The following is a 26,073-nucleotide window of genomic DNA, read 5'->3' on the forward strand; positions in this document are numbered from 1 at the left end:
TTCATCCCAACGCCTGCAACTGCCGTTCGATATGCCGGCGCTCAGGTTTCTGCCGGGTCAACTCCAGCGCCTGTCGCCAGGCCTCGCGGGCTTCATCGATGTTGCCTAGTTGCTGATGCAATTGCGCCCGAGTCGCATGCGCCAGGTGATAGTCGCGCAACTCACCGGCCGCCAAAAGCGCTTCGACCTCCACCAACCCCGCCTGGGGCCCGTCGCGCTTGGCCAACGCCACGGCCCGGTTCAACACCACCACTGCGCTCGGCCAATGCCGCTGCAACACGTCGTACAAGCCAACGATCTGCGCCCAGTCGGTTTCTTCTGCCGTGGCGGCCTCGGCGTGCACCGCAGCAATCGCCGCCTGCACGGTATAGGCGCCAAAGCCTCGGCTGCGTAATGCCCGCCGCACCAGCTCACAACCCTCGGTAATCTGCTCGCGATCCCACAAACTGCGATCCTGCTGCTCGAGCAGTACCAGATCACCGTCGGCATCGCTGCGGGCGCGCTGCCTCGAGGCCTGCAGCAACATCAATGCGAGCAGCCCGACTGCCTCCGGGTCCGGCAACAGTTGCACCAGCAAACGACCAAGACGAATCGCCTCGTCGCTCAGCGCTTGCTGCAACAGCACCTCGCCGGACGACGCCGAGTAGCCCTCGTTGAACACCAGGTAGATGACCCGCAACACACTCGCCAGGCGCACAGGCAACTCATGCAGCTCCGGCACCTGGTAGGGGATGCGGGCGTCGCGGATCTTGGCCTTGGCCCGCACGATACGCTGGGCGATGGTCGCCGGGCTTTGCAGGAAGGCCCGGGCAATCTGCTCGGTGGTCAGGTCGCAGACCTCACGCAAGGTGAGCGGCACCTGGGCATCGGCCGCCAGGGCCGGGTGGCAGCAGGTGAAGATCAAGCGCAGGCGGTCGTCAGCGAGCAGTTCGTCCTCGCTGGGGTCCTGCCCCTGGCCCTCGAGGAGCATGATCAAGTCCGCCTGCGAGCGGTCGAAACGCGCCCGTCGACGCACTGCGTCGATGGCCTTGAAGCGACCGGTGGAGACCAGCCACGCCCGGGGGTTGTGCGGCACACCATCACGCTGCCAACGCTCGACGGCAATGAAGAACGCATCGTGCATGGCCTCCTCGGCCAGGTCGAAATCCCCCAGCAAGCGAATCAGCGTCGCCAGGATGCGCCGTGAGTCTCGTCGGTAGACGGCCTCGACCTGTGCCCGCACCTGCGCCAGGTCTGCCATCAGTCCGGCATCCGCTGGGTCACGACCTCCACCAGGCGGTCCAGGCTTTCTCCCCAGCCCTGGTGAAAGCCCATTTCTTCATGGGCCCGGCTGTCCGTCGCGTTCCAGTGCCAGGCACGGGCGGTGTAGCGGGTCTTGCCGTGTTCTTCGTCAAAGGTCACCACGGCGGTCATGAAGGCCTTGGCCGAGGGGACCCAACCTGGCCCAAAGGCATCGGTGAACACCAGTCGGCGCGGTGCGGCGATCTCCAGGAATACGCCTTGGGTGGGGTACTCGGTGCCATCCGGCGCACGCATCAAGGTCCGGAACAGCCCGCCAACCCACAATTGCATCTCGCATTGCGGGGTGGTCATGCCGTGCGGCCCCCACCATTGCATCAGCCACTGCGGCTCGGTCCAGGCACGGAACACTTTGGTGGGCGGGGCGTCGATCAACCGGCTGATGGACAACTCGTGCTGCGCTTGCGCAGGTTGGGCAAGGCTCATGCTTATTGTTCTCCGTTGCTGTCAGGGTTGCAGTTCGCGCACGGGCCTTACTTCAACGCTGCCGACACGTGCGGCGGGGATGCCTTTGGCGATGGTGAGTGCCTCGTTGAGGTCGCGGGCGTCAACCAGATAAAAGCCCGCAAGCTGCTCTTTGGTTTCGGCGAACGGGCCGTCTGTCAGGCTCATATGGCCGCTACGCATACGCACCGTGGTGGCCGTTTGCACCGGTTTCAGCGCCTCGGCCGCGAGCATGCGCCCGGTGCCGTGCAGCGCCTGGGCGTAAGCCATGCATTCGGCGTCTGCCGGGCTGTCGGGCAGGCTGTGCAGCAGCCCTTCGTCACAATAGACCAGGCACAGGTATTTCATGATCATCTCCACGGCTTTGCAAAGTGCGTTTGGCGATAGCCGATCAGGGCTTGAGATCGAACAGTGCTTTCTGGGTTTCCATGTCGAAGGGTGCCGACCAGTGTTCATGAAACACCCGCCATTGCCCGCCTTCTTTGCGGTAGGCAACAGTGGCACGCATGAAGCCGCATTGGCTTTCGTCCTCCGACGGGCCGCAGCGGTTAAGCCAGTGGGCCACGCCCAGGCCGCCATCGGCCTGCACCGTGAGCTCGGCGAGTTCGAAAATCATCGGGCCGGTGCAAAAGCCCATGCACATCTCCCAATGCGCCTGGTAGACGGCCTTGCCCTTGAATTGCAGTGCCTTGATGGCGTCGAAGGCCACGATGTCATCGGTATAGGGGGCGACGATGCCTTGGATGTCACGGTCGCGCACGGCCTGCATCCAGCGCTCGATCAATTGGCGGATTTCGCTTTCGGCATGGGTGTTCATCGGCTGCTCCTCCGGTCGTTCAAGAGAGTTCAGGCACCGCGTTAGCGGTGCCTTCATCTCATGGTCGAACGGTGGCCGAGAAAATCGACAGGCCATGCCAGCGTCGCCAATACCATTGCCCTTCGCCTGAAGGCACGGCAGGGCTGACCAGACTGAACTCACGATAGCCGGGAGGCGTTCGATCAGGTACCACCTGCCCAAAATGCTTCAGCCGTTTACCGCCGTCAGCACTTGGGCGTAGCGGGCTCGATCGATATTGGCGCCGCTCAGCACCACCGCCACTCGCTTGCCTGTCTGTTGTTCCCGCTCTTGCCATAGCGCCGCCAGTGCAGCGGCACCGGCGCCCTCGGCAGTGTTGTGCGTGGCTTCGTGATAAAGCCGCATGGCGGCGGCGACTTCAGCATCGTCCACGCGCACGATCCGCGCAGCGTTTTCACGGACCAGGGCGAAGGCATCAGGGTGCGGCACCCGGCACGCCATGCCGTCGGCAAAGGTGTTCGCCGTAGCGGTGGTGACGATGCGGCCTTGCTCGAAACTTTGCGCGTAGGCATCGGCAGCACTGGAAACGACACCCACGATCTCGGTCTTCAACCCCAGCAGGTTGCGCGCCTGGATCAGCCCGCAAATTCCCGACCCCATGCCGATCGGCACGTACACACAATCCAGATCCGCCACCGCCTCGAACAGCTCCAAGGCGTAAGTGGCCACGCCTCGTACCAGTTCAGGGTGGAACGAAGGCACCATGTCATAGCCCAGTTGCGCGGCCAGCCGTGCCGCTTCCTCGCGAGCCACGTCGAAATCGGCGCCGTGCTCGACCAGCTCCGCCCCCAGGGCACGCATGGCGGCGTTTTTCTCTGTGGCGTTGCCCTCAGGCACCACGATCACCAGCGGCAGACCGGCCTGGCGCGCTGCCAGTGCCATGCTCTGACCATGATTGCCACGGGTGGCAGTGACCAACCCACGCGGTGGCGTGCCCTCGTCCAATAGCGAGCGCACATAGACCAACCCACCGCGAACCTTGAACGCACCGGTGGGTGCATGGTTCTCGTGCTTTACCCACACCTGACACCCCAACCGCTCAGCCAGCAAGGGCCAGGCATACTGAGGCGTGGCAGGTACATGCTGGTGAACGAACGCTGCAGCTTCACGCAAGGCGGCCAGGTCGAACATGAGGATCATCCTTTTCGGTACGAGGTTGATCCGATCCTAAGCGCCGGGCATTGTATGGGTACAACCTTATATTGCATGGGCAGCAATTTCGTGTGGATCCCCGAGCTCGTCGACGATGGCCAGCCACGTTACCTGGCGTTGGTCAATGCCATTGCCAGTGCCATCGAATGTGGGGCGCTCAAGGTCGGTGACCGCTTGCCCCCGCAACGGCGCCTGGCCTGGAAACTGGGGCTGAACCCCAGCACCACCCAGCAGGCCTACCGCGAGGCTGCCGCTCGCCACTTGGTTGCCGGCGAAGTGGGCCGCGGCACCTACGTGCTGGCTGGCAGCAAGGAAGCCACGCTGTTTCGCCTCAAGCAATACGATGGGCCAGATCTGCTGATCGACCTTTCCACCAATGTGCCCGTGGCCGACCCGCACAATCACGACCTGCGCGATAGCCTGCGCAGGCTGCTGGAGAGCAACGACAACGGCCTGCTCGACCATTACCTGGGCCCCGAGCAGTTGCTGCAGGGCCGAATCCAGGGCGCGCGCTGGCTTGCCCACCGTGGCGTGAACCTGGCGGCAGACGAACTGCTGCTGTGCGGGGGCGCCCAGCAGGCACTGACGCTGGTGCTGCAGTCGCTCTGCCAGGGCGGCGAGCCTGTGATGCTCGAAGCCCTCTGCGCCCCTGGTATCAAGGCGGCCTGCCGGCAATTGCGCCTGCCGGTGCACGGCGTGGCCCTGGATGCCCACGGCCTGCGACCTGACGACCTGGACCGGGTGGCCCGTGCCAGCGGGGCACGCGTGCTGGTGACCACGGCGACCTTGCACAACCCCACAGGCGCCTGCATGGACGAAACCCGGCGCAGGGCACTCGCAACGGTGGTCAAGCGCCTGGGGTTGCGGGTGATCGAGGACGACGTCTATGGCGCGCTCACCGACTGCCCGCCGCTCTACCCACTGCTGGGCGAACAAGGCATTTTCATCAGCAGCCTGTCCAAGACCGTGGCCGCCGGGCTGCGCCTGGGCTGGATCGCCGCCGCGCCAACACTGCTGGCGCAGATAGATCCCCATGCCCAGGCCAGCCACTGGCCGCTGTCGCCGCTGAACCTGCGCATTGCCTGCCAATGGATTGAAGACGGCACGGCGGCACGGCGGTTGGCCTGGCAACGCCAGGAAATTGCCTGGCGCTGGCGCTTGGCGTGTGGTGTGTTGGGGGATGCGTTGCACACCGGCGGTCAGCCATCACCCCATGTGTGGGTGGCCGCTGCAAAAGGTGCGGACGCAGTAGTGGCCCGGTGTCGGCAGGAGGGTGTGGAAGTTGTGCCGGCAGGTGTCTTCGCCATTGGCGCGAACGAAGTGCAGGCCGTGCGTATCAGCCTGTCGGCGGCAGCTAGCCGGGCAGCGCTCAAGCGGGGGCTGGAAGTGGTGCGCCAGGTGCTGTGTGACGAGTGATCCCACAGGCCCGCTGCTCTGTCAGGCAAGGCAGAGGCCCGTGGAGGTAGGCTTTAGCACAGCGCACAGCAGGCGGTGTACCCTCAACCCTGTTGGCAACCCTCGCCCATGGCCCGATACTGAATGGTATGCACCTGGCCCTGATGGTCTTCATAGGTCATGGTCGCAGGCACGACTTCACACACATTAGGGATAGTCGACAGGTTGATCACCCGTTTGATATCCAGGTTCATGGAGTAGTCGTACTGCTGGGCCACAGGCTCGGTGGCGGCGGGCTTGCCCTCATCCGCCAGGGCAAGCGAGGACATACCGACCAGTGCAAGAATCAGTAATGGTTTCATGATGTTTGACCTTCAAAGCAATCAAGCTGATCGACTGACTTCATATGCCGTCATTGGCGCGGAGAAGTTGTCATCGACTGCGAAGATGACACGAAGTACCGATCCCGCTTCGTCTACTGCCTGGGGGATGAGTGAAATTCTACTCCCCGATTGCCATTGTTGAACCCCGAACTCGGACATTCACCCTTGCAGGCTTTGCAACAATCTGCGACAAAACGAAGCGGCAAAAACACCTGAATGTATCGCGTTAGAGCTGCCGCGCCAGGAAACCACATGAACACCCTGCACTGCTTACCCCTGGCCGGCCCGCAACGGCGCCTGCTCGACCATTTTTACCGGCAGCACGGCTCACGCATGCGTGCGGCCAGCGACGGCCGTTTATGGGTGGCGCGGGCTGACGGCATCGTTGCCGGCTTGAGCTTGACGGCAGTGGCCAACGGCCACTGGCTAACCGGCCTATTCGTTGCCCCGCCCCTACGCAACCAACGCGTGGCAGCGCGGCTGGTCGAGGCAGCGCTTGCCGACACGTGCGGGCCTGTCTGGCTGTTTTGCCACCCGGACCTGACAACGTTCTACCAGCGCCTGCATTTCACCGAGGCTGACGCGCTGCCCGACGCGCTGGCGGCACGCCTGGCGCGCTACCAGCGCAGCAAACGCCTGGTCGCTCTGGTACGTGATCAGTCGTCGCTGGCATCCAGACCTGGGAACAACACCTCGGTATAACCGAACTTGGCGAAGTCCTGGATACGCGACGGATACAGGCGGCCGATCAAGTGATCGCACTCGTGCTGTACCACCCGTGCATGAAAGCCATCGGCGAAGCGGTTGATCGGGTTGCCCTGCGGGTCGATCCCTTCGTAGCTGATGTGCTTGTAGCGCGGCACCACACCGCGCAGCCCGGGCACTGAAAGGCAGCCTTCCCAGCCCTCCTCGACCTCGGTGGACAACGGTGTGATCACCGGGTTGATCAGGATGGTCTGGGGTACCGGTTCGGCGTCCGGGTAGCGCTCGCTGCGTTCGAACCCGAAGATCACCAGTTGCAGGTCGATACCCACCTGCGGCGCGGCCAACCCCACACCGCCGACATGGTGCATGGTGTCGAACATGTCAGCGATCAACTGCTGCAGCTCAGCGCTGCCGATCAGGTGCTCGGGCACGGGCGGGGCGATGCGCAGCAAGCGCTCGTCACCCATCTTCAGGATGTCACGGATCATCGCGGGTTCGACTCGGTGGGTTGGGGCTCGCTCGGGTGCTCATGGCCCAGCACGGTCAGGGGTGGCTTGGCTTCGGCACCCTCGAAATCCTTCTCGCCCGGGTCCTTGCCCTCGGCCGACATGTGCTCGATCACTGCATTCATTTCCGCGCCCAGCAACAACACGGCGCCGGAAATATAAAAATACAGTAACAGCACGATGATCGCACCGATACTGCCGTACATGGCGTTGTAGTCGGCGAACGTCTTCACGTAGTACGCAAAACCAAGGGAGGCAATGATCCACACCACCACCGCCAGCACGGAACCGGGGGTGATGAAGCGAAACTTCTGCTTCACATCGGGCATCACGTAGTACATCAGTGCGACCGCCACCATCATCAGGATGATGATCGCTGGCCATCGCAGGATGGTCCAGACGGTGACAATCACCTCCTGCATGCCGATCTGGGCGGCAATCCACTCCATCACCTGCGGGCCCAGCACCATCAGCGCCGCCGCCACCAGCAACATGCCAGCGATACCAATGGTGTAGAAGATCGACAGCGGAATGCGCTTCCATACCGGGCGGCCTTCGGGCACGTCGTAGGCCGCGTTCATGGCGCTCATCATCAGGCGCACGCCGGCCGAGGCGGTCCACAGCGCGATGACGATACCCACCGACAACAACCCGCCCTTGGACTGCTGCAACTGGTCGATCACCGGGTTTACCTGCTCCAAGGCCTGGGGTGGCAGCACCAGCTCGGACTGCAGGCGCAGCCAGGTGAAAAAGTCGGGCAGGTGCAAGAAGCCGATCAGGGCAATGAGGAACAGCAGGAAGGGGAACAGCGAAAACAGCATCTGGTAGGCCAATGCAGACGCGTAGGTGGACATCTCGTCATCGATGAATTCCTTGACGGTGCGCACCAGTACGCGGTGTAGGGGCAGGCCACCCAGGTCGGGAAAAATCATAGCGTCTCCTTTCGCCGCTTGATCAGTACATCAGGGAAGTCTAATAGACCACGCGACTGGTGTGCTGCTCCCTGCCAGACTTAAAGTCGATGTAGCGGCATTTTCGCGGTAGGCGCACCCTTGATCGGCGCGCCTACCGCGAAGAGGCCAGTACAGTTCAGACAGGCATCAAGGCTTTTTCACCGAATCCTTGACGGCATCCTTGACGTCGCCCTTGACCTGCTGTGCCTCGCCCTTGAGTTCCTGGCTCTTGCCTTCGGCACGCAGCTTGTCGTTGCCGGTCACTTTGCCGACGCTCTGTTTGACGTTACCAATCGCTTCGTTGGCCAAGCCTTTTGCTTTGTCTTTAGTGCCGCTCATGGCAAAACTCCTGCAAATGGAGACACGTGTACCGTGTCGACATGGGGTGGACTGGCCACCTTCGCCGAGAGTTTCAATAAATTTGCACGTTCAAGCCGAACGGTAAATCTGCGGGCGAATACCGCACCGAATCATCCGCCAGGCGCTGTGTTAGAGCGGCTGCCTCCCCTAGAATCGCCGGCAAACGGCAACCCGACGCAGGTTGCCAGCTTATAAAAACAATCGTTCCCGGAAACCCGCACCATGCGCCTGATACCCCTGCTGGCAGCGTTGCTGCCGATGCTTGCCCTGCCCACCTTCGCCGCTGCATCGGCCACTGAAACCTTGCGGGTCGACCGCTACGCCGACGACGGTCAGCCCGGGACCTTGCGCTGGGCAATCGACACCAGCAACCAAGACCCAGGCCGCTACCGCATCGAAATTGTCGCCGTCGGCCAACCGCCCTATGTCATCCGCCCGACCCACGCCCTGCCAGCCATCAAAGGCCCGGTGCGTATCACCGGCCTACCCTGGGCACGCGATGGCCAGTACATCGCAATCGATGGCGCTGGCTACATCAAGGACCAGGGCGTGCGCACCTGCCCCGGCGCCCTGCCCGGCCAGTTCGGCACCAATGTGCGCACCACCACCCACCCTGGCCTGGTGCTGCGCGACACACAGGGCGTACACCTCAGTGGCCTGGAAGTGCGCAATTTCTGCATCGGCATCCTGGTCAACCGCGCCAGCGGCAATGTCATTGAAGACAACCGCATCGTCGCCAACAAAGGCGGGGCCGGCATCATGCTCACCGGCGATGACGGGGCCGGCAACCCCACGGCGACCACCACACTCAACAACAAGGTGCTGCGCAACCAGCTGATCGACAATGGTGATGGCCTGGAGCTCACCCGTGGCGCCGCGTTCAACCTGGTGGCCGATAACCTGTTCCGCTCGACCGCGGCCAACCCTGAGCCCTCCCAAGGCATCGAGATCCTGCTGGGCAACGACAACACGGTGGTACGCAACCGCTTCGAGCAGTATTCGGATGGCGTGCAGATCAACTGGGGCAAACGTAATTACCTGGGAGCCAATACCTTCACTGGCAACTCGATCGGCATCAGCGTGACGGGGGAAGGCAACATGCTCGATGGCAACCTGATCCACGGCAACCGCATCGGCGTAGCCCTGCGTCCGGAGCCAGACATCACCGCCACGCGGCTGACGGGCAATCGAATCTGGGGAAACAGCCAGGATATCCGTCGCTGCGAGGCCGGGGGCGCGTGCGTGGCCAATCAGCGCACCGGGGCCATCATCTTTGGCGTGCCGGCCCAGGCCCACGCCCTGTATGTCGGCTCCCGCGGTGTAGGCGCGGATGTGCCGAAAAAGGACCAGGCGATCATCTGCGATGGCCAGGGCGAGCCCAAGCCGTGCCAGCCACTGCCCAACCACAATCAGCCGGCACCTCGGCTGCTGGCGCTGGAAGGCAATGTACTGCGTGGCAAGGTGCAGGGGCCGGTATCGAGCCTGTTGCGGGTCGAGGTGTTTGGCAATGCCGAGGCTGACGGCACCGAGGCCGAGCACTATCTGGGGCACGTCCTGGTGAACAGCGATAATCAAGGGCAGGCGCGGTTTGCCCAACCTTTGCAGGGTGCTGAAGGGTTACGCAGCTTTACCGCGACGGTGACCACCGCCGATGGGGCAACATCCGAGTTGAGCCTGCCGGTTCGCCGCTGAGGCAAGCGGCCCAATCGCCGGCCAGCAGCAGTGGCTCACAGCGGTGCACAGGATTCAGAATCGGTGCTGTCCCTGTGCGAACCCGGCTGCCAGCGATTGGGGCCAGCAAACCTTGCCCCGCTAACCGCCACCCCTCACAATGCAGGCCTTTCTAGCGTCAACCCGCAGGAACCTGCATGAAACTCGACAAACCCGCCGCCATTGCCCGGCGTAACGAAGCGCTGGCCAAGCCGGTTCTTACCAGCGCCAATACCCTGTTCGCCATCCTGGACCGCAAACGCAACCTGTGGTGGTTCGAGGTGCCGGTAGGGCTGCTGCGCAAGGGCCAGCCCGACTGGGTCAACCTGCTGCTGCACACCCCCGACACCGATGCATTGCAGCACCTGAAAGTGCCCACCAACTTCCTCAAGGCCCACCTGGAGCATTTGGAAGTGCGCAACGCCGGCAAGCGTCGCTCGACCATCAGCCTGGCCCTGAGCGCCGACCGCGATTCGCTGCTGCGCGACACCCGCCCGGGTGGCGAGCAACTCGACTTCCAGCCTTTCGTACAGGCCTGACTTCAGGCCCGCTCGATGCGATCGTCATGGATGACGATCCGGCCCTGCTTGAACAGCGCGCCAATGGCCTTCTTGAAGTTGCCCTTGCTGACATTGAACATGCGGCTGATCACTTCAGGGTCACTCTTGTCGCACACCGGCAACACACCGCCCTCTGCCTCCAAGCGCGCCATGATCTGCTCATGCAGCCCCTCGGCCAGGGCCTGGCCAACCGGTTGCAGGCTCAGCGCAATCTTGCCGTCCGGGCGTATTTCCTTGATGTAACCCTTCTCGTGCATCCCCGAACGCAGGAACTTGAACACCTCGTTCTTGTGGATCAGGCCCCAGTGGCGGTTGTTGATGATCGCCTTGAAGCCCAGGGGCGTCTGCCCGGCCACCAGCAGCTCCACCGGCTGACCGACCTGATACTCGACCGGTGTGCGGTCAAGGTAACGGTCCAGACGCGAAGTGGCGGTGATGCGGCGCGTACGCTTGTCGAGGTAGACGTGCACCACGCAGTAGTCGCCGATCTTCAGTGGCCGTGCCTCTTCCGAGTAAGGCATCAGCAGGTCCTTGGGCAGGCCCCAGTCGAGGAAGATGCCTGCACCGTTGATGTCCTTGACCTTGAGGCTGGCGAACTCGCCAACCTGCACCTTGGGCTTTTCGGTGGTGGCAATCAGTTGGTCTTCGCTGTCCAGGTAGATGAACACGTTCAGCCAGTCGTCGACCTCGGTTTCGGCGTCCTTCGGGATATAGCGCCCGGGCAGCAGGATCTCGCCATCGGCGCCGCCATCCAGGTACAGGCCGAATTCCACGTGTTTCACGATTTGCAAACTGTTGTAACGCCCAAGCAGAGCCATTTCCGATGTTCCTCAAGACAAGGCGGCTATTCTACACCTGAACCCAGCGCGCCGCCCGACCGCTGATTCGGCGGAACCGTCGTGGTGCCCTTGCGTCTACCGAGTGGCCCGCCATTGCAAGGATCAGCACATGCTCTTACGCCTGTCGAAAAGCCTGCTCACCGCACTTGCGTTCGCCCTGGCACTGGCAGCCTGCAGCCGGATAGACCTGGCCTACCGCAACCTTGACCGGCTGGTGCCCTGGTCGCTGAACGACTACCTGGCCATGAACCGCGAGCAGAAAGCGCTGCTCGACGACCGGCTCAAACAGCAGTTGGCCTGGCATTGCAAAACCCAACTGCCCGGCTACCTCGACTGGCTCGACCGCGTGCGCAGCATGGTCGCCGACGACCAAGTGACCGACCAGGCGCTGCAACAACGCACGCTTGAAGCCCGACAGGCCATCGGCCGCGTCGCCGAGGCCATCACCCCCTCCGCCACCGAACTGTTGCGTGGCATGAACGATGCCCAGGTCGCGCAAATGCGCGATGCCTTCCGTGACGACATCAGCGAGCGCCAGAAGCAGTACGTCGACACGCCATTGCCCAAACAGATCGCTCGCCGTGCCGAACGCATGGAAAAGCGCCTTGCCCCCTGGTTCGGCGAACTCAACGCCAGCCAACGTTTGCGCGTGCAAACCTGGTCGCAGGCGCTGGGTGACCAGAACCGCCAATGGATCGCCAACCGTGCGCACTGGCAGCAACAGCTACTGCTGGCCATGAACCAGCGCGCTGATGCCAGCTTCGAGCCGCGCCTGGCGCAACTGCTGCAACACAAGGAAAGCCTGTGGACGCCGGAGTACCGCATGGCCTTTCATAACAGCGAGCAGCAGACCCGCAGCCTGCTGGTCGATCTGCTGCAGCAAAGCACCCCGGCGCAGCGCCAGTTCCTGCAAGGCCGGCTGGCCAAGGTGCGGACAGACTTCAGTGAGCTCAAGTGCTTGAAAGGATAGACCCGGGCGTCAGGGCCCCCGATAGGGCCGGCCTGACAACCCTTGATCAGCGCACCTTGCGCCGGTACGGAAACACATCGATCACCTTCCCTTCGCGGATCGATGCCTGCAGCCCTTTCCAGTAATCCGCGTCGTACAGCTCGCCGTGCAAGCGGCTGAACAACCTGCGCTGACCGATATCGGCGAACAGAAATGGCGGAAACTCCTCGGGAAACACATCGTGCGGCCCGATCGAGTACCACGGCTCGCCCGACATCTCGTCCTCCGGATAGCGCGGCGGCGGGATATGGCGGAAATTCACCTCGGTCAGGTAGCTGATCTCGTCATAGTCGTAGAACACCACGCGGCCATGGCGGGTCACGCCGAAATTCTTCAGCAGCATATCCCCCGGGAAAATATTGGCGGCCGCCAGTTGCTTGATCGCCAGCCCATAGTCCTCCAGCGCCTCGAGCACCTGGCCTTCGCTGGCCTGCTCCAGGTAGAGGTTCAGCGGGGTCATGCGCCGCTCGGTCCAGCAGTGGCGAATCAGCACCGTATCGCCCTCCACCGCCACGGTCGAGGGCGCGACTTCAAGCAGTTCGGCCAGGCATTCGGGCTCGAACTTGGCTCGCGGAAAGCGAAAATCGGCAAACTCCTGGGTGTCGGCCATGCGCCCCACACGGTCGACGCTCTTCACCAGCCGGTACTTCTCGACCACTGTGGCGCGGTCGACGGTCTTGGCGGGCGAGAAGCGGTCCTTGATAATCTTGAACACGGTGTTGAAGCCCGGCAGGGTGAACACGCTCATCACCATCCCGCGCACCCCCGGGGCCATGACGAAGCGGTCGTCGCTACTGGCCAGGTGGTTGATCAATGCCCGATAGAACTCCGACTTGCCGTGCTTGTAGAAGCCGATCGAGGTGTACAGCTCGGCAATGTGCTTGCCCGGCAGGATACGCTTGAGAAAATTGACGAACTGCCCCGGTACCGGCACATCCACCATGAAATACGAACGGGTGAACGAGAAGATGATCGACACCTCGGCCTCGTCGGTGATCAGGGCATCGGCCTCGATACCATGGCCCTCGCGGTGCAGCAACGGGATCACCAGCGGCCACTGCTCATCGCTGTTGTACAGCCGGCCCACCAAGTAGGCGCCTTTGTTGCGGTACAGCACCGGCACGAACAGCTCCACCGCCAGGGCCGGGTCCTTGCAGACCCAGTCCGGCAGGCACTCCCTGAGCTGGTCCTCAAGGCGTGCGACATCACCCTCAAGATCACCATAGGCGAAGGCGTAGTCGGCGAAGAGGGCTCGCAGCAGCCCCTTGAGACTGCCATCGGGGCGGTAGGTACGGGTTTGCGCAGCCCGTTCATGGCTGCGCAGCGACGGCCGCGTGGTGTGGATGAACATGCAGCCATCGCTGATCTGGTCATGGCTGAACAAGCTGCAGAACAGCGAGTTGTACCAGGTCTCGGCCAGCTCATCGTCCAGGCGCGGGTCGATCAGGCGTATGTAGGCACTTTTAACCAAAGGCCACTGCTCGACCTCCAGCAGCAGCTGGGGCTCGAACCCGTCACGCAGCCAGCCGTTGACCTCGCCGACCTTGTGCTCGTACAAGTTGATCCGCGTCGCTGCCGCCCGTTGGATATCTTGCCAGCGGGCCTGCTCGAAACGCTCGCGCGCACCGAGGGTGATGCGGCGAAAGTGTTCCCGGTAGTCGTCAAAGCCATCGAGGATCATCTGGGCGATTTCGCCGGCCGGCCAGTGTTGGGTCATGCAGGACACCTCGCTGCGGGGTGAGATAGACAGCTTAGCTGGCGCAGGAAACTTGAGAGGCCGGCACACATTCACACAGCAAGAAAGCACAAGAAACGCACCACGCCCTCGCGTACACTCCCGCCCTGCCTTGTAACTGGAGACTGCTGTGAGCCCCATCGCCCTGACCCGTCTGCTGATCCTTGCCGCCGTCTGGGGAGCGAGTTTCCTGTTCATGCGCATCATCGCCCCGGAGCTGGGGACCGTGCCCACCGCCTTCTTCCGCGTCTCCATCGCCTGCCTGGGGCTGATCGCCATCCTCGCCGCCGCCCGGGTGCGCTGGAATTTCCAGGGCAAGCTTGGCGCCTGCCTGGTGCTGGGCATGATCAACTCGGGTATCCCGGCCACCTTCTATTCGGTGGCGGCGCAGGTATTGCCGGCCGGCTATTCGGCGATCTTCAACGCCACCACACCGCTGATGGGCGTGCTGATTGGCGCGTTGTTCTTTCGCGAGGCGATGACCCTGCCCAAGCTGTGCGGCATCTTTCTTGGCCTGTTCGGCGTCGGCATCCTCAGCGGCGCCGGCCCCGTGGCGCTGGACACGGCCCTGCTGCAAGGCGCCCTTGCCTGCCTGGCGGCCACCACCTGCTATGGCTTTGCCGGGTTCCTCGCGCGGCGCTGGATCACAGGCCTGGACAGCCGCCTTTCGGCGCTGGGTAGCATGCTCGGCGCCACGCTGATGATGTCCCCCCTGTTCGCCTGGAGCGCGCTGACTCAACCACCGGCCAGCTGGGGCGGCTGGCAGGTATGGATGTCATTGCTCGGGCTGGGGCTGGTGTGCACGGCGTTCGCCTACATTCTGTACTTCCGCCTGCTGGCCGAAATCGGCCCAGTGAAGGCCAGTACCGTGACCTTTCTGATCCCGGTGTTCGGCGTACTGTGGGGGGCATGGCTGCTGGACGAATCGCTGTCCATGGGCCACCTGTATGGCGGGTTGCTGATCGGTGTAGCGCTGTGGCTGGTGCTCAAGCCTTCACGCGCCTGATAAAGGGCGGGGCTGCTTGCCCCCAGGTTATTGCAGACATGACGGGCAAAGCGCTCTACGATAGCCCCCTACCCTTCTTCAAGCCTTGTTGACATGCCCTGCGACTACAAAATCGTGCTCTGGCGCCTGGAGCAGGATGCCCAGGGCTATCCACCCGCCTCGGTAGAGGGCCTCTGGGCAAAACGCACTGCTACCGGCTTCCAGGTCGCTAGCATCCCCTTCTATGCCTACGGCATCGCGCCCGGCGACACCATCAGCATTCGAGAGGACGGCGAACAGACCTGGTTCGAGGCCTTGCAGCACAATGGCGGTGCTTCGGTCTTTCGCGTACGGGTCAAGGCCCTGGGCGATCTGGAACAGGTGCGCGCGGCGCTGGAGGAGTTTGGCTGCCCCAGCGAAGTTGAAAAGGCGGTAAGGATGCTGGCCGTCGAAGTGCCGCCCACGCGTGCCCTCGACACCCTGCTCTACTACCTGCTGACGCAACGCGAAGCCGGCGCCCTGGACTTCGAGGAAGGCGTACTGCGCCACGCCATCCCCGAAGAGTTTCGTTAAGGCCTACGCCTCTGCCAGACGCGCTGCAGGCTTGCGGAACACGAACAGCAAACCGATCACGATCAACCCCATGCCCAACAGGCTCAGCGGTGCCAGCCGGTTACCAAAGATCAGATAATCCATCACCGCAGTCACCGCAGGCACCAGGTAGAACAGGCTGGTGACATTGACCAGGTTGCCCTGGGCTATCAGCCGGTACAGCAGCAAGGTCGCCAGCAGCGAAACCACCAGCCCCATCCACAGCAGCGCACCGATGAACGTGCCGTTCCATTCAACGTGCAGCGGCTGCAGCGGCGCGAACACCGCACACAGGGCGAACCCCGCCAGGTACTGCAACGGCAGCGTGCCCATGGGGTTGTCGGTGATGCGCTTCTGCAGGATCGAGCCGAAGGTCATGCTGGCCAGGGCCAGCAGGGCAAACAGCATGCCGGCCAGTGACGCGCCTGCGAGGTTGATGCCTTGGTAAACGACCATCACCAGTCCACCAAGGCCCAACCCCAGCCCGAACAGCCGGCGCCCGGAGCGCTGACGCTCCATCAGCACCACGGTGAGGATCGGTTGCACCCCCATCACTGTGGCCATAATCCCCGGGGTGACATGGGTGTTGAGCGCCAGTAAGTAGAAGATCTGGTACGCGCCCAGCAGGACACAGCCAGTACCCAGGGCCCGCAGCATTGCCCCGCGCGTACGTGGCCAGCGCAGCCCAAGCAGCGGGCCGATCAGTAACAGGCCAACCAGCGCCAGCGCCGAGCGCAGGAGCAGGAAGGCAAAGGGGCTGGCCTGGGCCAGGCCGAGCTTGGAAACGATAGCGCCGCTGCTCCACAGCAGGACGAACAAGCCAGTAGTGGCCGCCGAGGCCACGGATGCTTTGGAAAGGACAGACATGTATGCACCTGTATTCGGGCAAATAAGCCGAACGGTGGGCGTGAACTTCAGTGAGGGAAGTAGCCGACCGTGTTCAGTAGGTTGCGCGTGTGACGGGATGCGGCCAGAAGCCGATCAGCCCAGCACGACCACGCAGCGAGGCGGAGCTACGCCGCCTACGACGCCACTGACAGGTGGTGGGTAATGACTGATCATGACCGGCTGCTGGCTGCCACGCACGACCGTGCTCGCGACGGGCGCGAAGACAGGGCTAGTGGTGGAAGGGATAGCAGGCATGAACAGGGTCTTCGAAGAAGGAATGTGTCGGAATATAACGTTGAATCAGGGCTTGGGCAACTGCTGCCTTTTCGACCACCTGACCTGGCCCCTTCGCGCGTAAACCCGCGATGGAGCCAGGCCAGGCGAGCATTACCCTCAGAATAACCAGCGGTACAGCAGGTACGCCACCACCACCGCCAACACTGGCCGCAGGATGCGGTAGGCCTTGGGGTTGGCACGTTTGAACTGCTTCACGTGGGTGCTGATCTTGTTGCTGAAACGCTTGCTCCACGCATAGGCCTGGTTGATCCCGCCCACGCGCTCGTCATCGGTATTCTGCGGCGCAGTGGCACGGCCCAGGAAGGCGCTGACCTTGCGGTTGATGCGGGTCATCAGCGGGCTGCTCAGGGGGCGCTCGATATCGCAGAACAGGATCACGCGGGTGACGTCTGTCTCGTTCTTGACCCAGTGCACGTAGGTTTCGTCGAACATCACGTCCTCACCGTCACGCCAGGCGTACTCCTCGCCGTCGACGTAGATGCGGCAGGCATCGGAATTGGGGGTCGACAGGCCCAGGTGATAGCGCAGGGAACCGGCGAATGGATCGCGATGCGGGTTCAGGTGGCTGCCACCGGGTAGCAGGGCGAACATCGCGCCCTTCACATTGGGGATGCTGCTGACCAGCTCGACGGTTTTCGGGCACAGGGTTTCGGCCGACGGCAGCGGTTTGTCGTACCACTTCAGGTAGAAGCGCTTCCAGCCTTTCTTGAAGAACGAGCCGAAACCGGCGTCGTTGTCTTTCTCGGCCGCGCGGATATAACCCTCGTCGAACAGGCGCATGGCCTCTTCGCGGATGACCTGCCAGTTGTCCTTGAGTACATCCAGCTCCGGGAAGCGCTGGCGGTCCAGGTATGGCTTGGACGGCACGCCCGAGAACAGGTACATCAGGCTGTTATAAGGAGCGAACAGCGCCGAATGGTTGACGAACTGGCGCAAAACCGGCAGGCGCGCCTTGCCGCGCAGGTGCACGAAAAGCACGCTGCCGAAAAACACCAGCAGGACACCTGCCTTGGCGACGAAGGAAAAGGTCATGCAACACTCCTTGGAGAAGCAGCAGGCCTGCGCCGTCTGCTTCCGGAAAAAATCATCCGGCCATCATAAACCCTTCCTGCCCCAGTAAAAACAACCAGGGCGGGATCGGGGTGATGAAGATTCTGCAATAAACCCAGCCGCCGACTATTGCGCCGGATCAGCGGCCGGGGCGATTACTGCTGGTTTTCCTGCTCGCTGAACAGGTCGCTGAACAGCATGCTGGACAAGTAGCGCTCGCCCGAATCAGGCAGGATTACGACAATGGTCTTACCTTGCATTTCGGGTTTCTCGGCCAGGCGCACCGCCGCGGCCATCGCCGCGCCGCAGGAAATACCGCAGAGGATGCCCTCCTCCTGCATCAGGCGAATGGCCATGGCCTTGGATTCTTCATCGGTCACCGTCTCGACCTGGTCGACGATCGACAGGTCCAGGTTCTTCGGCACAAAGCCCGCGCCGATCCCCTGGATCTTGTGGGGGCTGGGCTTGAGCTCTTCGCCAGCCAAGGTCTGCGTGATCAACGGCGAGGACACAGGTTCCACCGCCACCGAAAGGATCGACTTGCCCTCGGTGTGCTTGATGTAGCGCGACACGCCGGTAATGGTGCCGCCTGTGCCGACACCGGCCACCAGCACGTCGACTGCGCCGTCGGTGTCGTTCCAGATTTCCGGGCCGGTGGTCTTTTCGTGGATGGCCGGGTTGGCCGGGTTATCGAACTGGCCCGGCAGGAAGTACTGCGCAGGGTCCGACGCCACGATCTCGTTGGCCTTCTCGATGGCCCCCTTCATGCCCTTGGCCGGTTCGGTCAGTACCAGCTCGGCACCCAGGGCCTTGAGCACCTTGCGCCGCTCCAGGCTCATCGATGCCGGCATGGTCAGGATCAGTTTGTAGCCACGGGCGGCGGCGACAAACGCCAGGCCGATACCGGTGTTGCCCGAAGTCGGCTCGACGATGGTCATGCCTGGTTTGAGCTTGCCGCTGCTTTCGGCGTCCCAGACCATGTTCGCGCCGATCCGGCACTTGACCGAGTAACCTGGGTTGCGCCCCTCGATCTTGGCCAGGATAGTCACCCCACGCGGGGCGATGCGGTTGATCTGCACCAGCGGCGTGTTGCCGATGGAATGGGCGTTGTCTGCGTAGATACGGCTCATGGCAGGGGTCCTTGGCAAGTAAAGGCAGGGAAAGACTTAAAGGGTAAGCCCGCCCCGATGGCCCGTAAAGCCCGTTCGAACTCAGCCAGCAAGCGCGCGGTCAACCACACATCCCGCCTTGGAGAACGCCGCGATGAAAGCCCGTTATCGCTGGCCGCTGGTCGGCCTGGTCAGCCTGGTCATAGTGCTGGTGGCCCTGCACTTGGCCCTGCCCTACCTGGTGCGCGACTACCTCAACGACAAGCTGGCGGACATGGGTGAGTACCGCGGCCAGGTCACCGACGTCGACCTTGCCTGGTGGCGCGGTGCCTACCAGATCAACGGGCTGAAAATCGTCAAGACCAGCGGCAAGGTCCCGGTGCCGCTGCTCGACGCGCCGCTGATCGACCTGTCGGTGAGCTGGCATTCGCTGTGGTACGACCACGCCGTGGTGGCCGAAGTCACCTTCCTGCGCCCCGTGCTCAACTTTGTCGACGGTGGCAGCAAGCAGGCCTCGCAGACTGGCCAGGGCACCGACTGGCGCCAGCAGTTGGAAAAGCTGTTGCCCATCACCCTCAACGACGTGCGCATCAATGACGGCACGCTGAGCTTTCGCAACTTCAACGCCAAACCCCCGGTCGACCTCAAGGCCACCCAGCTGGATGCCAACATCCGCAACCTGACCAACGTGCGGGACGAAAAAGGCCGGCGCGACGCCAGCTTTGACGCCAAGGCCCTGCTGCTGGGCGACGCCAAGGTCGAGAGCCGCGCGACCTTCGACCCGTTCAGCGATTTCGACGATTTCGAGTTCCGCCTGCGCGCCACCGGCATCGAGCTGCGCCAGCTCAACGACTTCGCCAGCGCCTATGGCAAGTTCGATTTCAATGCCGGCCACGGTGACGTAGTGATAGAAGCCCAGGCCGAAAACGGCCGCCTCAACGGCTATATCAAACCCCTGCTGCGTGATGTCGATGTGTTCGACTGGCAGCAGGACGTGGAGAACAAGGACAAGGGTTTCTTCCGCTCGGTGTGGGAAGCGGTGGTAGGTGCCAGCGAAACGGCGCTGAAGAACCAGCGCAAGAACCAGTTCGCCACCCGCGTGGAGCTCAGTGGCAGCGTGCACCAACAGGACATCAGCGCCTTCGAGGCGTTTTTGCAGATCTTGCGCAACGGGTTTATCCAGGCATTCAACGCACGTTACGAGCAGTCGCCGCCAAAAGCCGACTGAGCGGGCGTGACGGGCCATTCAGGGACTGAATACCCGGTCTGCGTTTGCACGCGTCTGGGGCCGGGGTATAGTCGCTGACAAACGACAAACATGTATTGCCCGTTGCGGCCCTAGCGCCGGCAAGCCGGCGACAAGGCCAGTACAGGCACCCCGCAGAGGACAATTCCAATGAAGTTCGAAGGCACCCGCGACTACGTCGCCACAGACGACCTGAAACTAGCGGTCAACGCGGCCATCACCCTCGAACGCCCGCTGCTGGTCAAGGGCGAGCCGGGCACCGGCAAGACCATGCTCGCCGAGCAACTCGCGGCCTCCTTCGGCGCGCGCCTGATCACCTGGCACATCAAGTCCACCACCAAGGCCCACCAGGGTCTTTACGAGTATGACGCGGTCAGCCGCCTGCGGGACTCGCAACTGGGTGTGGACAAGGTCCACGACGTGCGCAACTACCTCAAGAAGGGCAAACTCTGGGAGGCCTTCGAGGCCGACGAGCGGGTCATCCTGCTGATCGACGAAATCGACAAGGCCGACATCGAGTTCCCCAACGATCTGTTGCAAGAGCTCGACAAGATGGAGTTCTACGTCTACGAAATCGACGAGACCATCAAGGCCAGGCAGCGCCCGATCATCATCATTACCTCGAACAACGAAAAAGAGCTGCCTGACGCCTTCCTGCGCCGCTGTTTCTTCCATTACATCGCCTTCCCCGACCGCAATACCCTGCAGCAGATCGTTGACGTGCACTTCCCCCACATCAAGCAATCGCTGGTCAGTGAAGCGCTGGATGTGTTCTTTGACGTGCGCAAGGTGCCGGGCCTCAAGAAAAAGCCTTCGACTTCCGAGCTGGTCGACTGGCTCAAGCTACTGATGGCCGACAATATCGGCGAGGCCGTGCTGCGCGAGCGCGACCCGACCAAGGCGATTCCGCCGCTGGCAGGCGCCCTGGTGAAGAACGAGCAGGACGTGCAACTGCTCGAGCGCCTGGCCTTCATGAGCCGGCGCGGCAACCGCTGACAGGAGCCGGCCATGCTGCTCAACCTGTTCAACGAAATGCGTGCGGCCAAGGTACCGGTGTCGGTGCGCGAACTGCTCGACCTGCTCAACGCCCTGCAACAGCGCGTAGTGTTCGCCGATATGGACGAGTTCTACTACCTGGCGCGGGCCATCCTGGTGAAGGACGAGCGCCACTTCGACAAGTTCGACCGGGCGTTTTCCGCCTACTTCAAGGGCCTGGAGAACCTTGACCGGCACCTTGAGGCGCTGATTCCCGAAGACTGGCTGCGCAAGGAGTTCGAGCGTTCGCTCAGCGACGAAGAGCGTGCGCAGATACAATCGCTGGGCGGCCTGGACAAGCTGATCGAGGCGTTCAAGCAACGCCTTGAAGAACAGAAGGAACGCCACGCGGGCGGCAACAAGTGGATCGGCACCGGCGGCACCAGCCCGTTTGGCTCAGGCGGGTTCAACCCCGAGGGCATCCGCGTCGGCGAGGCCGGCAAGCGCCAGGGCAAGGCGGTGAAGGTGTGGGACCAGCGCGAGTACAAGAACCTCGACGACCAGGTGGAACTTGGCACCCGCAACATCAAGCTGGCCCTGCGCCGGCTGCGCAAATTCGCCCGCGAAGGTGCGGCTGAAGAACTGGACATCGACGGCACCATCGACCACACCGCGCGTGACGCCGGGCTGCTGAACATCCAGATGCGCCCCGAGCGGCGCAACACGGTCAAGCTGCTGTTGCTGTTCGATATTGGCGGTTCGATGGACGCCCACGTCAAGGTCTGCGAAGAGCTGTTTTCGGCCTGCAAGACCGAGTTCAAGCACTTGGAATATTACTACTTCCACAACTTCGTCTATGAGTCGGTGTGGAAGAACAACTTGCGCCGCACATCCGAGCGCTTTTCCACGTTCGACCTGCTGCACAAATACGGCGACGACTACAAAGTGGTGTTCGTCGGCGATGCCGCCATGGCGCCGTACGAGATCACCCAGCCCGGCGGAAGCGTGGAGCACTGGAACGAAGAAGCCGGCTACGTGTGGATGCAGCGCTTCATGGAGAAATTCAAGAAAATCATCTGGATCAACCCATACCCCAAGCAGGCCTGGGACTACACCGCGTCGACCCACCTGGTGCGTGACCTGATCGAAGACAAGATGTACCCCCTGACCTTGCAAGGGTTGGAAGAAGGGATGCGTTACCTGTCCAAGTAGGATTGCCTGCACTGGCCTCTTAGCGGGTGGACCCGCGAAGAGGTCGGTGGATTCACCGCCAGCGGTCCAGATAAGACTGCTGTTCGCGCCAGGCCTGCTCCTGCACCACCGCCCTGAACCGCACCGCCGTCCCCGGCATGCACTGCGCCAGTTGCGCCAGCGCCAACGGCGTCAACGCCCCCAGACGCGGATAGCCACCGATGGTCTGCCGGTCATTGAGCAGCACGATCGGCTGCCCGTCCGGTGGCACCTGCACCGCCCCCAGCGGGATCCCTTCGGAAATCATCGGCGCGCCCTGATAAACCAGCTGCGGCCCCAGCAAGCGGATGCCCATGCGATCCGCCCGGCTGTCTAAGGTCCAATCGCGATTGAAGGCCTCGAACAGGCTGATACCGCTGAAATCGCCGATCTGCGCGCCCATCACCAGGTCGAGCACAGGCGCTTGCAAATAACGCGGGCGCAGCGCTTCGGGTACTTCGCGCAGCACCGCGGGCGCGCCGGCAAACGCCAGCACCTGTCCCTTGCCCAGCGCCGCGCCGCGCCCGTCGATACCGCCCAGTGCTTCACGCACCACCGTGGCACAGCTGCCCAGCACAGCGTCACCCTGGAATCCGCCCGGCGCCGCCAAGTAGGCGCGCACGCCCTGCTTCGGCTGCTTCAAGGCCAGCCGCTGGCCCTTGGCCAAGCTAAAACTGCGCCAGGCGGCTAATGGCTGGTCATCGATGCGCGCCTCCAGGTCGGCACCGGCCAGGGCCAGCACGCAATCCTGTTCAGCCACCACGGTGAAACCGCCCAGCGCTACCTCGATCACCGGCGCCCCCAGCGGGTTACCCAGCAGCCAGTTGGCCCAGTACATCGCCACCCAATCCAGCGCGCCGCCCTGGGTGACCCCCAGGTGGCGCACGCCAAAGCGCCCGGCATCCTGCAACTGGCACAAGGCAGTGCTGGCTTCGATCCTCAAGTGCGTCATGCCTGTGCCTCCAGCGGGCTGTCATCACCGCCCAATGCCATGAATTCGGCATGGGAAACCGCCACGAAACGCACCCGGTCACCCGGTTGCAGCAGGCTGTAGCCCTCACGTTCGTGATCGAACAGGCGCACCGGGGTGCGCCCGATCAGGTTCCAGCCCCCGGGCGAGACGGCCGGATAGGCTGCGGTCTGGCGTTCGGCAATGCCGACACTGCCAGCCGCCACGCGTTTGCGTGGAGTACTCAGGCGCGGCGATGCCAACCGTTCGTCCACCAGCCCCATGAAGCCGAAGCCCGGCGCAAAGCCAAGGGCGAAGACCGGATACTCCCGCCCACTGTGCAGGCGGATCACCTCGCGCTCGCTCAAACCGCAGCGCGCGGCCAGCACCGGCAGCTCAGGACCGACACTGGCGTCGTACCACACGGCAATTTCATGCCGGCGCCCGTCGTTGCCCGTGCCCGGCTGCAGCCCTTCCAGCGCCTTGACGATCAGCGCCTTCGCCTGCCCTGGCGGCAGGTCGAATTGCACCATCAGCGTGGTGTAGGACGGCACCAGGTCGACCTGATGCGGGCCGAAGGCGGCGCTCAGGCGCTGGCTGGCGGCAAGCATCCACGGCATGTTGCGTTCGTCGATGGTGTCGAACAGGCGCACCATCAGGGTATCGATGGCGACCACTTCGATGCGCACCTTCATGGGTGCTCCAGCGCATCAAGCGCCTGGCGGATCTGCCGCACCGCCGCCACCGAGCTGTCGTTGTCACCGTGCACGCAGAGCGTGCTGGCCTGCAGGCGCACTGCACTGCCATCGTCCGCCACCAGTGTTTCACCACGGGCCAGGCGCACAGCCTGTTCGACCACCATGGCCGGCTCATGGTGCACAGCGCCGGGCAGGCGCCGCGACATCAGGTGACCGCTGGCGGTGTAGGCACGGTCGGCAAAGGCCTCGAACCACAATGGCACGCCGATTTCATCACCCAGGGCCTGGGCCGCGCTGTTGTCTGCAGTCGCCATCAGCATCAGCGGCAGCCCACTGCCATAGGCTGCCACGGCTTCGAGCACCGCGCGCAGCTTGAGGGGGTCGGCCATCATGTCGTTGTACAGCGCGCCGTGGGGTTTGACATAGGCCACGCGGCCACCCAGTACTTTGCAGATGCCATCCAGGGCGCCGATCTGATAATGCAGCAGGTCACGGATTTCCTCGGCGCTGCAGGCCATGGACCGGCGGCCGAAGCCGACCAGGTCCGGGTAGGCCGGATGGGCACCGACAATCACCCCGTGCTGCAGCGCCAGGGCCACCGTGCGGCGCATGGTGCCGGGGTCGCCGGCATGGTAGCCACAGGCGATGTTGGCGCAGTCGATGTAGGGCATGACTTCGGCGTCCAGGCCCATGCGCCAGCTGCCAATACTTTCGCCCATGTCGCAGTTGAGTAGCAGGCGTTTCACCTGGCGAGCTCCTGTGTCGATGTTCATGTGCCTACCTTAGCGCGCCTGAAGGTGTTTGCCGCGTGTTTCCGGCAGGCTCAAGGCCGCCACGATCACCACGCCGTACGACACCGCAGCGAAAGCACCGATGCCCAGGCCCAGTGGCACTTTCTCGCCGAGCAGACCGATGAGCAATGGGAACATCGCCGCGATGACTTTGCCGATGTTGTAGCAGAACCCCTGCCCCGAACCCCGGATACGCGTTGGGAACAGTTCTGTGAGAAAGGCGCCCATGCCGCTGAAGATGCCGGAGGCAAAGAAACCCAGCGGGAAGCCCAGCCATAGCATCACGCCATCGCTCACCCGCATCTGTGTGTAGAGCAGCACGATGATGAACGAACCTACGGCGAACAGGATGAAGTTCTTCTTGCGCCCCAGCAGGTCCGACAGGTACGCACTGACCACATAACCCACATAGGAACCGACGATCACCATGGCCAGGTAGCCCCCGGTACCGAGTACGCTCAGGCCGCGCTCGTTCTTGAGAAAGGTCGGCAACCACGAGGTAATGGCGTAATAGCCGCCCAGCGCACCGGTGGTCAGCAAGGAGGCGCGCACGGTGGTCCAGAGCATGCCGGAGGCGAAGATTTCGTAGAACTGCGCAGGCGCCTCGGGCGTTTCCACAGCCTTGGCCTGGCGGTACACCTCGGGGTCCTTGACCAGACGGCGGACGAAGATCACAAACACCGCCGGCACCAGCCCCAGCAGGAACAGCGCACGCCAGGCCTGCTCTGCGGGCAGCCAGGAAAACAACAGCGCGTACAGGATCGCCGTGAGGCCCCAACCCAGGGCCCAACCGGATTGCACCATACCCACGGCCTTGCCGCGGTCCTGGGCACGGATCACCTCGCCGATCAGCACCGCGCCAGCGGTCCATTCGCCGCCAAAGCCAAAGCCCATCAGGGTCCGGGCGATCAGCAGTTGCTCGTAGTTCTGAGCGAAGCCGCAGAGAAAGGTGAAGAAGGCGAACCACAGCACCGTCAGTTGCAGGGTGCGCACACGGCCGATACGGTCAGAGAGGATGCCAGCGATCCAGCCGCCGATGGCCGATGCAATCAGGGTGCTGGTGTGGATCAACCCCGCCTCGGCGGTGCTGATGCCCCACATCAGGATCAGCGTGGGGATGACGAAGCTGAGCATCTGCGTGTCCATGCCATCCAGGCCATAGCCGATCTTGCAGCTCCAGAAGGTACGTCGTTGCTGTTGGTCGATGTCGCGGTACCAGGCCAAAGGCCCGGTCGAGGGTGAAGGCGAAACCTGCTGCTGCACGCCGGTCGGGTTCATGCTTGCCTCGGCTTGTTGGTATTGTTTTATGAGCGACGTAGGGCGTCGCGGCCTGGGCTTCATTGTTCAGAGCGCGCGCC

28 protein-coding genes are annotated in these 26,073 nt (G+C 63.1%); 10 read left to right on the plus strand and 18 right to left on the minus strand.

The window, feature by feature from the left end; genetic code table 11:
* Window position 1: 1 nt before the first annotated feature.
* The 5 genes from APH34_RS15835 to APH34_RS15855 all read right to left on the minus strand — a co-directional run bounded on the left by APH34_RS15835 (window position 2) and on the right by APH34_RS15855 (window position 3,730).
* On the minus strand, window positions 2-1,240 hold the full coding sequence (locus APH34_RS15835; protein WP_054901974.1) for an RNA polymerase sigma factor: 1,239 nt from the start codon (window positions 1,238-1,240) through the stop codon (window positions 2-4).
* Complete coding sequence (locus tag APH34_RS15840) at window positions 1,240-1,725, minus strand: SRPBCC family protein (protein WP_054901975.1); 486 nt, start codon at window positions 1,723-1,725, stop codon at window positions 1,240-1,242. The genes APH34_RS15835 and APH34_RS15840 overlap by 1 nt, the downstream gene beginning before the upstream one ends.
* A 21-nt stretch (window positions 1,726-1,746) precedes the next feature.
* Complete coding sequence (locus tag APH34_RS15845; protein ID WP_054901976.1) at window positions 1,747-2,091, minus strand: YciI family protein; 345 nt, start codon at window positions 2,089-2,091, stop codon at window positions 1,747-1,749.
* A 43-nt stretch (window positions 2,092-2,134) separates the two neighbouring features.
* Entirely contained in the window at window positions 2,135-2,560 is a 426-nt protein-coding gene (locus APH34_RS15850; protein WP_054901977.1) for a nuclear transport factor 2 family protein, read from the minus strand.
* Window positions 2,561-2,767: 207 nt separating this feature from the next.
* Window positions 2,768-3,730, minus strand: a complete 963-nt coding sequence (locus APH34_RS15855; protein WP_054901978.1) for a threonine dehydratase — start codon at window positions 3,728-3,730, stop codon at window positions 2,768-2,770.
* Window positions 3,731-3,784: 54 nt separating this feature from the next.
* Here APH34_RS15855 and APH34_RS15860 point away from each other — a divergent pair, with 54 nt between their 5' ends.
* Entirely contained in the window at window positions 3,785-5,167 is a 1,383-nt protein-coding gene (locus tag APH34_RS15860; protein ID WP_371263310.1) for a PLP-dependent aminotransferase family protein, read from the plus strand.
* An 83-nt stretch (window positions 5,168-5,250) separates the two neighbouring features.
* Here APH34_RS15860 and APH34_RS15865 read toward each other — a convergent pair whose 3' ends face one another.
* Window positions 5,251-5,508, minus strand: coding sequence for a DUF2790 domain-containing protein (locus APH34_RS15865; RefSeq protein ID WP_054901979.1), 258 nt, complete (start codon window positions 5,506-5,508; stop codon window positions 5,251-5,253).
* A gap of 354 nt (window positions 5,509-5,862) precedes the next feature.
* On the opposite strand from APH34_RS15865, the gene APH34_RS15870 reads away from it, so the two are divergent.
* Entirely contained in the window at window positions 5,863-6,231 is a 369-nt protein-coding gene (locus APH34_RS15870) for a GNAT family N-acetyltransferase (RefSeq protein WP_054902052.1), read from the plus strand.
* On the opposite strand, the gene def is transcribed toward APH34_RS15870, so the two are convergent.
* The 3 genes from def to APH34_RS15885 all read right to left on the minus strand — a co-directional run bounded on the left by def (window position 6,186) and on the right by APH34_RS15885 (window position 8,032).
* Window positions 6,186-6,722 (minus strand): peptide deformylase, encoded by a 537-nt coding sequence (def, locus tag APH34_RS15875; RefSeq protein WP_054901980.1) that lies wholly within the window; start codon window positions 6,720-6,722, stop codon window positions 6,186-6,188. The two genes, APH34_RS15870 and def, sit on opposite strands and share 46 nt — an antisense overlap.
* Window positions 6,719-7,672 (minus strand): YihY/virulence factor BrkB family protein, encoded by a 954-nt coding sequence (locus APH34_RS15880; RefSeq protein WP_054901981.1) that lies wholly within the window; start codon window positions 7,670-7,672, stop codon window positions 6,719-6,721. Before APH34_RS15880 ends, def begins: the two co-directional genes overlap by 4 nt.
* Before the next feature lie 168 nt (window positions 7,673-7,840).
* Window positions 7,841-8,032 carry a CsbD family protein gene (locus APH34_RS15885; RefSeq protein WP_054901982.1) on the minus strand — a complete coding sequence of 64 codons (192 nt, stop codon included), beginning with the start codon at window positions 8,030-8,032 and terminating at the stop codon, window positions 7,841-7,843.
* A gap of 243 nt (window positions 8,033-8,275) precedes the next feature.
* Here APH34_RS15885 and APH34_RS15890 point away from each other — a divergent pair, with 243 nt between their 5' ends.
* Window positions 8,276-9,745 carry a nitrous oxide reductase family maturation protein NosD gene (locus tag APH34_RS15890; RefSeq protein ID WP_054901983.1) on the plus strand — a complete coding sequence of 490 codons (1,470 nt, stop codon included), beginning with the start codon at window positions 8,276-8,278 and terminating at the stop codon, window positions 9,743-9,745.
* Between the two features lie 176 nt (window positions 9,746-9,921).
* Complete coding sequence (locus APH34_RS15895; RefSeq protein WP_054901984.1) at window positions 9,922-10,302, plus strand: hypothetical protein; 381 nt, start codon at window positions 9,922-9,924, stop codon at window positions 10,300-10,302.
* 2 nt (window positions 10,303-10,304) lie between these two features.
* Here APH34_RS15895 and APH34_RS15900 read toward each other — a convergent pair whose 3' ends face one another.
* Window positions 10,305-11,141 carry a S1 RNA-binding domain-containing protein gene (locus APH34_RS15900; RefSeq protein WP_054901985.1) on the minus strand — a complete coding sequence of 279 codons (837 nt, stop codon included), beginning with the start codon at window positions 11,139-11,141 and terminating at the stop codon, window positions 10,305-10,307.
* 130 nt (window positions 11,142-11,271) lie between these two features.
* On the opposite strand from APH34_RS15900, the gene APH34_RS15905 reads away from it, so the two are divergent.
* Window positions 11,272-12,132, plus strand: a complete 861-nt coding sequence (locus APH34_RS15905) for a DUF6279 family lipoprotein (protein WP_054901986.1) — start codon at window positions 11,272-11,274, stop codon at window positions 12,130-12,132.
* Window positions 12,133-12,178: 46 nt separating this feature from the next.
* Here the strand turns inward: APH34_RS15905 and aceK are convergent, their stop codons facing one another.
* A complete protein-coding gene (gene aceK, locus APH34_RS15910; protein ID WP_054901987.1) occupies window positions 12,179-13,888 on the minus strand; it encodes a bifunctional isocitrate dehydrogenase kinase/phosphatase in 1,710 nt (569 codons plus the stop codon).
* Between the two features lie 148 nt (window positions 13,889-14,036).
* Here aceK and APH34_RS15915 point away from each other — a divergent pair, with 148 nt between their 5' ends.
* A complete protein-coding gene (locus APH34_RS15915; protein ID WP_054901988.1) occupies window positions 14,037-14,912 on the plus strand; it encodes a DMT family transporter in 876 nt (291 codons plus the stop codon).
* Window positions 14,913-15,005: 93 nt separating this feature from the next.
* Complete coding sequence (locus APH34_RS15920; RefSeq protein WP_054901989.1) at window positions 15,006-15,464, plus strand: DUF4265 domain-containing protein; 459 nt, start codon at window positions 15,006-15,008, stop codon at window positions 15,462-15,464.
* 3 nt (window positions 15,465-15,467) lie between these two features.
* On the opposite strand, the gene APH34_RS15925 is transcribed toward APH34_RS15920, so the two are convergent.
* The 3 genes from APH34_RS15925 to cysK form a co-directional block, all read right to left on the minus strand.
* Window positions 15,468-16,349 carry a DMT family transporter gene (locus APH34_RS15925; RefSeq protein ID WP_054901990.1) on the minus strand — a complete coding sequence of 294 codons (882 nt, stop codon included), beginning with the start codon at window positions 16,347-16,349 and terminating at the stop codon, window positions 15,468-15,470.
* 414 nt (window positions 16,350-16,763) lie between these two features.
* Entirely contained in the window at window positions 16,764-17,699 is a 936-nt protein-coding gene (locus APH34_RS15935) for an aspartyl/asparaginyl beta-hydroxylase domain-containing protein (protein ID WP_054901992.1), read from the minus strand.
* 173 nt (window positions 17,700-17,872) lie between these two features.
* Window positions 17,873-18,847, minus strand: coding sequence for a cysteine synthase A (gene cysK / locus APH34_RS15940; protein WP_054901993.1), 975 nt, complete (start codon window positions 18,845-18,847; stop codon window positions 17,873-17,875).
* A gap of 133 nt (window positions 18,848-18,980) precedes the next feature.
* On the opposite strand from cysK, the gene APH34_RS15945 reads away from it, so the two are divergent.
* The 3 genes from APH34_RS15945 to APH34_RS15955 all read left to right on the plus strand — a co-directional run bounded on the left by APH34_RS15945 (window position 18,981) and on the right by APH34_RS15955 (window position 22,259).
* A complete protein-coding gene (locus tag APH34_RS15945; RefSeq protein WP_054901994.1) occupies window positions 18,981-20,054 on the plus strand; it encodes a DUF748 domain-containing protein in 1,074 nt (357 codons plus the stop codon).
* A gap of 168 nt (window positions 20,055-20,222) precedes the next feature.
* Window positions 20,223-21,068, plus strand: a complete 846-nt coding sequence (locus APH34_RS15950) for a MoxR family ATPase (RefSeq protein WP_054901995.1) — start codon at window positions 20,223-20,225, stop codon at window positions 21,066-21,068.
* Between the two features lie 12 nt (window positions 21,069-21,080).
* Complete coding sequence (locus APH34_RS15955; RefSeq protein WP_054901996.1) at window positions 21,081-22,259, plus strand: VWA domain-containing protein; 1,179 nt, start codon at window positions 21,081-21,083, stop codon at window positions 22,257-22,259.
* Between the two features lie 52 nt (window positions 22,260-22,311).
* Here the strand turns inward: APH34_RS15955 and APH34_RS15960 are convergent, their stop codons facing one another.
* The 4 genes from APH34_RS15960 to APH34_RS15975 are packed head-to-tail and all read right to left on the minus strand — an operon-like array spanning window position 22,312 to window position 25,993.
* On the minus strand, window positions 22,312-23,229 hold the full coding sequence (locus tag APH34_RS15960; RefSeq protein WP_054901997.1) for a biotin-dependent carboxyltransferase family protein: 918 nt from the start codon (window positions 23,227-23,229) through the stop codon (window positions 22,312-22,314).
* A complete protein-coding gene (gene pxpB, locus APH34_RS15965; RefSeq protein ID WP_054901998.1) occupies window positions 23,226-23,921 on the minus strand; it encodes a 5-oxoprolinase subunit PxpB in 696 nt (231 codons plus the stop codon). The genes APH34_RS15960 and pxpB overlap by 4 nt, the downstream gene beginning before the upstream one ends.
* A complete protein-coding gene (locus tag APH34_RS15970) occupies window positions 23,918-24,697 on the minus strand; it encodes a 5-oxoprolinase subunit PxpA (RefSeq protein WP_054901999.1) in 780 nt (259 codons plus the stop codon). The genes pxpB and APH34_RS15970 overlap by 4 nt, the downstream gene beginning before the upstream one ends.
* 9 nt (window positions 24,698-24,706) lie before the next feature.
* Window positions 24,707-25,993 (minus strand): MFS transporter, encoded by a 1,287-nt coding sequence (locus APH34_RS15975; protein WP_054902000.1) that lies wholly within the window; start codon window positions 25,991-25,993, stop codon window positions 24,707-24,709.
* Window positions 25,994-26,073: the final 80 nt, after the last annotated feature.

The sequence above is a fragment of the Pseudomonas sp. NBRC 111131 genome (assembly GCF_001320525.1).
Classification (GTDB): Bacteria; Pseudomonadota; Gammaproteobacteria; order Pseudomonadales; family Pseudomonadaceae; genus Aquipseudomonas; species Aquipseudomonas ceruminis.